Raw genomic sequence first — 7,259 nt, 5'->3', positions numbered from 1 at the left:
TGAAAGCCTACCCTAAGCCTAACGGCTTAGGATGAGGCGGACCATATAATTAAGCATATGAGATAACTCATATGCCTTATCGTTATTTAATAAGATTAGTCTTTTATTGAAACAATAAAAGATGGATTCAGTAATTGCTCGCGATGATAGTTTAAAGGTTGCCCTTCTAAATCGAGTACTATTGCCCCTGCACTCTCAGCAACACACTGACCAGCAGCTGTATCCCACATCATTGTCGGTCCCAAACGCGGGTAACGTTGTGCTCGACCTTCTGCGACTAAACAGAACTTTAATGATGAACCGACTTCCGTCATCTTGTGCTCACCGATTTGTTCTAAGTAGTGATCTAACTCTGGGGAAGGATGAGAGCGACTACCAACAATCGTTGGTACTGTTGCTGCTCGTACACGAATAGGCTCACGACCGGCTTTGGTTTCTAACCACGCCTTTTCACCATCACCTAACCATGCTTTTTCTAATGCAGGAGCATACACCACACCTAAAACAGGACGTCCTTCTTTTATTAAAGCAATGTTAACCGTGAACTCGCCATTTTTGCGAATAAACTCTTTAGTGCCATCTAATGGATCAACTAACCAAAATGTGTCCCAATTTTGTCGTTGTTGCCAATCTGTATGTGCGGACTCTTCTGAAAGAATAGGGATCTCTGGTGTTAGCTGTTGTAGTTTGGTAACGATAAGTTCATTAGCGGCAAGATCGGCATCTGTGACAGGACTGCTATCTGATTTTTGCGTGATCTGAACTTGACCATGGTAACGAGCCATAATGGCAGCACCCGCTTCTAACGCGATGCTATATATTTCGTCGAGTAACATTGCCAATCCCTTTCTCCTTCATTTATTAGCTGATGATCTGTTGTGACTTTAAATGTTCAACACATTGTGCCACCAGCTTATCTATTGCATTACTACCTGCCGCTAAATGGAGCTCAGGCGATAACGGCGGTTGGTATTCAGAATCAATACCTGTAAATTGTTTGATTTCACCTGCTCGCGCTTTTTTATACAAGCCTTTCGGATCACGTTTTTCACACTCAGCAAGAGGAGTATCAACAAATACTTCAATAAACTCACCTTCAGGCAGTAAATCTCTTACTAACTGACGCTCTTCTCGATGTGGTGAAATAAAAGCACTAAGTACGATTAGCCCTGCATCAGCCATTAATGTCGCGACTTCACCAATACGTCGAATATTTTCACGGCGATCTTCCGCTGAGAAACCAAGATCACGACATAAACCATGACGAACATTGTCACCATCAAGTAAATAGGTGTGGTAACCCATTTCAGCCAGTTTATTTTCTAATGCGCCAGCTACTGTTGATTTTCCTGCACCGCTGAGGCCTGTAAACCACAACACACTCGCTTTCTGATTCTTTTGTGTTGCACGTAATTCTTTGGTTACGGTATGACGATGCCAAACAATATTCTCGTTATCATCATGCGCTTGTGGCGTGATTGTCATAACACACTCCGTTGTCTATTTATTAAAAAGGGAATAACAGTGGGATCAGGGTTAATACAACGATTGAATACACTATCGATATTGGTAATCCAATCCGAACATAATCTCTCAGCTTATAGTTACCTACGCTATAGACTAATAAGTTAGTTTGATAACCATAGGGTGAGATAAAGCTCGCACTGGCGCCAAACAGTACTGCCATAATAAAAGGCATAGGATCAACGTTATAAGCTAATGCTAGGCTATAACCGATAGGAAAAGACAAAGCCGCTGCAGCATTATTCGTGACTAACTCTGTTAACACGAGTGTCAGTAAGTAAACCGCAATTAATGCCCCATAAATCCCCCAGCCATTAAATGCTTCAATCAAAGCTTCACCCATTCGCTCAGATAACCCTGTTGTGATCATCAATTTAGCCAAGGTTAAAGCCGAGCCGACAATCACAACGATATCGATAGGAAAACGTCGACGTAATTCTACAAATGAGATAATGCCTACTGCTACCATAACGAAAAGATAAATGGCTAGACCTTTAATGATTGGTAATACATCCAATAAAGCGAGACCAATAACAGTCAGGAATCCCATCAGTACAGCTGCACTTTTGGTGTTATCTAAGCGAGCACTTGAATCAAGACCATTCACCAAGACAAATTCACGATCTAAGGTGGCTTTCTTTTGTTGGAATTTTTTACCCGGCACGATAACTAATGTATCACCAGCATGCAGTTCGATATTGCCGAGTCCACCAGCAAGACGTTCATGACCACGACGTATCGCCACAACTACAGCATCAAAATTTTCTCTAAAACGGGTACTTTTTAAGGTTTTTCCACGAATTCCTGCCGAGTGGCTGATGATGACTTCCATCATTGATTGGCCATTTAGGTGATGCTGACCAAAAAGGTTTAAACCTGGAATTTCTTGAAGCGTGGTTACACTTTCGACATCACCACAAAACAATAAGGTATCGCCTGCCTGCAACTTAGTATCAGGACATACAGGTGCAATGGTTTGACCGTCGCGGATCAATTCAGCTAAAAATAAACGGCGTAGGGCACGCAAACCATTTTCGGCAACGGTTTTTCCTACTAATGGGGATTTAGCTTCTACACGCGCTTCAAGGAAATAAGGCAATTGATCATCGGCATGATCATCATAACTGGGTAATAGGTGACTAAGTGGGATTAGAATAGCTAAACCAACAACCAATACCGCTAAGCCAATCATACTTGGCGCGAAAAAGCCTAAACTAGGCAGACCCGCATCTTCAACGAAACTATTTATGATTAAGTTCGTCGATGTACCTATTAACGTTAACGTTCCACCTAAAATAGCGGTATACGACAACGGTAATAATAATTTAGATGGTGCGTGGCGTTGGTTACGCTTAATCGCACCGATTAATGACACGACAACCGCAGTATTATTTGTAAAAGATGATAATAATGCGGTTGATAAGCCGAGTTTTGTTACCACAGCCGTTTGACCGCCCTGTGATATTTGACGCCCAACCCAACTAATCAACCGTGTTTTTTCTAACGCAATGGAAACAAGGATCAACAACACTAATGTCAGTAATGACGAATTAGTGAAATTGCCAGCCAATGTTGGTAAATCGATCATTCCAGACTGATAACCAATAAATGCCGCACCTGCAAATAAGTAAGGCGGTTTTATTTTGGTTGCCAGTAAGCAGAGAATAATCACCACCAACATAGCTAAGACAATCGCTTGCTCCCATCCCATAGAATTACCCTAGCAACTTGCTAAGATCTTTAGCATCCCAGTGTGGGAAGTGCTTGCGGATCAGGGCATTTAATTCAACTTCAAATGCTGAGTATTGCGCAGTATTTTGTTTAGCATCTAATGCTTCACGTACCATACCCGCACCAACCGTCACATTCGTTAAGCGATCAATAATGATAAAGCCGCCAGTATCTTTACATGCTTGATAGCTATCAACAGCAATCGCTTCATTTAAGCTCACTTCACATAAGCCAATACCATTAAGCGGTAAAACATCAGTTTCAAACGTTTCAAGGTTATTAATATCAACTTGGTGACGAATAGCATCAACACTACCGACCGTTTTCTTACCCGCTACTTTAATGTCGTACTGGCGACCTGTTTCTAACGCTGACTCGCCCATCCAAACAATATCAGCAAGTAAATTATTACTCAGTGGCACTGTTTCATCAGCAGCAACTAACGTATCACCACGGCTAATATCAATTTCATCAGCCAAGGTGACGGTTACCGCTAAGCCCTGTGTTGCAACCTCTAAATCACCATCAAATGTTACGATGCGATCAACGGTCGATGTTTTACCCGATGGTAACGCACGTACTTTTTGCCCCACTCGTAATTCACCTGAGGCTAATGTGCCGGCGAAACCACGGAAATCAAGATTTGGACGATTCACATATTGCACAGGGAAACGTAGGTCTGTCGACGCCTGACCTTGAGTAAGATCCACCTTTTCAAGCAAGGTCAGTAATGAATCACCGTCATACCAAGGCGTTTGTTCGCTAAGGCCAACAACGTTATCCCCTTCTAATGCTGATAACGGCACTAAGCTAATGTTGATATCGCTGTTCAGTTTTTTCGAGAACGCTAAATATTCTTCACGGATTGACTCAAAACGCGCTTGGTCAAATCCCACTAAGTCCATTTTGTTAATCGCAACAATAAAGTGACGAATACCTAATAGACTTGCAATGTAAGAGTGACGACGAGTTTGATCCAATACGCCTTTACGCGCATCAATCAAGATCACCGCGACATCACAGGTCGATGCTCCTGTAGCCATGTTACGGGTGTACTGCTCATGCCCTGGAGTATCAGCAATGATGAACTTACGCGCTTTGGTTGAGAAATAACGGTAAGCAACATCAATCGTGATCCCTTGCTCACGCTCAGCCTGCAATCCATCAACCAATAACGCTAGGTCAGGCTTATCGCCTGTTGTACCGACTTTTTGACTGTCGGTATGAATTGCCGCTAATTGATCTTCATAAATTTGGTGAGAGTCATGCAATAGTCGACCAATTAAAGTACTTTTACCGTCATCTACTGAGCCACAGGTTAAAAATCGCAGTAGAGATTTATTATGGTGTTGGTCAAGATAAGCTTCGATACCGAGCTCAGCGACCTGTTGTTCAATCACGCTATTCATTATTCTCTCCTTAGAAGTAACCTTGGCGTTTTTTCAATTCCATTGAACCCGACTGATCATGGTCAATCGCTCGACCTTGACGTTCACTCGATGTTGCCACCAGCATTTCTTCAATAATGCCCGGTAGTGTATCGGCTGTAGATTCAATAGCTCCCGTTAGTGGGTAACAACCTAAGGTTCTAAAGCGCACACTCTTTTGTTCAATTTTCTCACCCGGTTGAAGCTCCATACGCTCATCATCAACCATGATCAACATGCCGTCACGATCAACTACAGGGCGTACTTCAGATAGGTACAGTGGAACAATCTCGATACCTTCTAAATAGATGTACTGCCAGATATCAAGCTCAGTCCAGTTTGAAAGAGGGAAAACACGAATGCTCTCACCCTTGTTGATTTGACCGTTGTAAGTATTCCATAACTCAGGACGCTGATTTTTCGGATCCCATGTGTGGTTCTTGTCACGGAATGAATAGACACGCTCTTTTGCACGTGATTTTTCTTCATCACGACGTGCGCCACCAAAAGCGGCATCAAAACCATACTTGTCCAGTGCCTGCTTTAGACCCTGAGTTTTCATAATATCGGTGTGCTTTGACGAACCGTGCGTGAATGGGCCAACGCCCATTGCGAGACCTTCAGGGTTCTTATGTACCAATAAATCAAAGCCGTACTTTTCTGCGGTGCGATCACGGAAATCGATCATCTCGCGGAATTTCCAATCGGTATCAACGTGCAGCAATGGGAACGGGATCTTCCCCGGATAAAATGCCTTACGTGCTAGGTGTAACATTACCGATGAATCTTTACCGATAGAGTACATCATTACCGGATTATCAAACTCAGCCGCTACTTCACGGATAATGTGGATACTTTCCGCTTCTAACTGCTTGAGGTGGGTTAAACGTTTCGGGTCCATCTCTCTCTCCATACTATGCCAGCTTAACTACCGCATCTTGCTGCTGTAGCGACTGTTCCTGTTTTGTGAACCAATCTAATTTCGTCGATAGATTAACTACCTCTCCTACTACTATCAGCGATGGAGAAGCAGCATGTTTTGCTAATTCAGCCAGCTCGCTTAGCTGACCTTTTAAAACTTTTTGGGTTTTCTGGGTACCACGCTCAATAATGGCGATAGGGGTATCAGCACCACGACCGTGCTCTAACAACTGTTGCTGAATATGACTCGATTTCATCAAGCCCATGTAAATCACTAAGGTTTGCTTTCCACGTGCGAGTGTTGACCAATCCAAAGTATCGCCATCAGGCTTTAGATGCCCCGTAACAAACATGGCGGTTTGGGCGTAATCACGGTGAGTTAATGGAATGCCCGCATAGGCTGTAGCACCAGCTGCTGCTGTAATACCCGGTACGACTTGGAATGGAATATCAGCATCAAATAACACTTCAAGCTCTTCACCACCACGACCAAACACAAATGGGTCGCCACCTTTTAATCGCACCACTCGCTTGCCTTGCTGGGCGTAGTGAACAATTAATCGATTCGTTTCTTCTTGAGGGACACTATGAAAACCGGCTTTTTTACCCACGCATACTAATTCGGCATCACGGCGGACTAAATCCATCACTTCATCAGACACCAAGTAGTCATACAGCACGACATCAGCTTGCTGCATCAGTTGTAATGCACGAAGAGTCAATAACCCTGCATCACCTGGACCTGCGCCAATTAATGCAACCTGTCCTTGCGGCGGTGCTTGTTGGGTTAATGCCACCAGCTCTTGCTCAGCCTCTTGCTCACGCCCCGATGCCACTAAGTCACCAAAACGTCCGTTAAAGGCTTGCTCCCAGAAATAACGACGAGCAGAAAAAGAAGAGACGGTTTGTGATAAACGCTGACGGAAGTTACCCGCAATCGTTGCCATAGGTCCTAAGTGTTGTGGTAACAAGGCTTCAAGCTTTTCACGTAATAAACGGGCGAGTACCGGCGCTTTACCTGACGACGAGATCGCGACAATGATGGGTGAACGATCAACAATAGAGGGAATAATAAAACTGCAGCGCTGAGTATCATCAACGACATTGACTAATACTTGGCGTTGATTGGCCGATTGATAGACCAGAGCATTAATCGCTTTACGCTCTGTCGCGGCAATGGCTAAGAAAATACCATCAAGATCTGATGGTGAAAAATGTTCACCGACCAATTTGATCTGTTGAGAAGCTAATGCAGCAGTAAAGTCAGCATTTAAACGTGGTGCAATAACACGAACATCTGCGCCTGCTTTTAATAGCATACGGGTTTTACGCCACGCGCTATCACCACCACCGACAACCAGACATGGTCGACGCTTTAAATCTGCAAAAATTGGCAAGTAATCCATCATTAGCCCTCTTTTTTATCCCTAGATGCACTATAGAGGGGGCTTGATATTACTTGAAATTCTAAAATTTCATTTTTTATTCCAAAAAGTTTAGCTACAACATGCTGACAACACTTAATCACGAGATATAGCGACTTACACTGTAGATGATGCGTTCTATAGTGATAAATCTCATGATTAAGGCGAACGATAGCGAACAACACAGTAACTAAAAGCTTATGTTATGCCTTTTATGTCTAGGTTATGCCGA

Annotated in this window: 6 protein-coding genes; all 6 read right to left on the bottom strand. The window is 43.4% G+C overall.

What is annotated here, in order from left to right; all coding sequences use genetic code 11:
* Nucleotides 1-95: 95 nt before the first annotated feature.
* Genes cysQ through cysG form a run of 6 tightly spaced genes read right to left on the bottom strand, consistent with a single transcriptional unit; the run spans nucleotide 96 to nucleotide 7,009 of the window.
* Nucleotides 96-836 (bottom strand): 3'(2'),5'-bisphosphate nucleotidase CysQ, encoded by a 741-nt coding sequence (gene cysQ, locus I3259_RS16545; RefSeq protein ID WP_198038476.1) that lies wholly within the window; start codon nucleotides 834-836, stop codon nucleotides 96-98.
* Between the two features lie 25 nt (nucleotides 837-861).
* Nucleotides 862-1,485: an adenylyl-sulfate kinase gene (gene cysC / locus I3259_RS16540; RefSeq protein WP_005372719.1), complete on the bottom strand. Its 624-nt coding sequence runs from the start codon at nucleotides 1,483-1,485 to the stop codon at nucleotides 862-864.
* Nucleotides 1,486-1,507: 22 nt separating this feature from the next.
* On the bottom strand, nucleotides 1,508-3,235 hold the full coding sequence (locus I3259_RS16535; RefSeq protein ID WP_238030784.1) for an SLC13 family permease: 1,728 nt from the start codon (nucleotides 3,233-3,235) through the stop codon (nucleotides 1,508-1,510).
* Nucleotides 3,236-3,239: 4 nt separating this feature from the next.
* Complete coding sequence (cysN, locus tag I3259_RS16530) at nucleotides 3,240-4,664, bottom strand: sulfate adenylyltransferase subunit CysN (protein WP_238030783.1); 1,425 nt, start codon at nucleotides 4,662-4,664, stop codon at nucleotides 3,240-3,242.
* Between the two features lie 10 nt (nucleotides 4,665-4,674).
* Nucleotides 4,675-5,583 (bottom strand): sulfate adenylyltransferase subunit CysD, encoded by a 909-nt coding sequence (cysD, locus tag I3259_RS16525; protein WP_238030781.1) that lies wholly within the window; start codon nucleotides 5,581-5,583, stop codon nucleotides 4,675-4,677.
* Between the two features lie 13 nt (nucleotides 5,584-5,596).
* Nucleotides 5,597-7,009: a siroheme synthase CysG gene (gene cysG, locus I3259_RS16520; protein WP_238030788.1), complete on the bottom strand. Its 1,413-nt coding sequence runs from the start codon at nucleotides 7,007-7,009 to the stop codon at nucleotides 5,597-5,599.
* Nucleotides 7,010-7,259: the final 250 nt, after the last annotated feature.

This window comes from Photobacterium sp. Ph5 (genome assembly GCF_022129445.1).
Lineage (GTDB): Bacteria > Pseudomonadota > Gammaproteobacteria > Enterobacterales > Vibrionaceae > Photobacterium.
The sequence above is the reverse complement of the archived record's forward strand: the minus strand, read 5'-3'. Positions and strand labels throughout refer to the sequence as shown.

What these genes read in the sequence shown, in the direction of transcription:
- I3259_RS16535 (WP_238030784.1), bottom strand. Translation starts at nt 3,235, where the DNA reads ATGGGATGGGAGCAAGCGATTGTCTTAGCTATGTTGGTGGTGATTATT.
- cysQ (WP_198038476.1), bottom strand. Translation starts at nt 836, where the DNA reads ATGTTACTCGACGAAATATATAGCATCGCGTTAGAAGCGGGTGCTGCC.
- cysN (WP_238030783.1), bottom strand. Translation starts at nt 4,664, where the DNA reads ATGAATAGCGTGATTGAACAACAGGTCGCTGAGCTCGGTATCGAAGCT.
- cysD (WP_238030781.1), bottom strand. Translation starts at nt 5,583, where the DNA reads ATGGACCCGAAACGTTTAACCCACCTCAAGCAGTTAGAAGCGGAAAGT.
- cysC (WP_005372719.1), bottom strand. Translation starts at nt 1,485, where the DNA reads ATGACAATCACGCCACAAGCGCATGATGATAACGAGAATATTGTTTGG.
- cysG (WP_238030788.1), bottom strand. Translation starts at nt 7,009, where the DNA reads ATGGATTACTTGCCAATTTTTGCAGATTTAAAGCGTCGACCATGTCTG.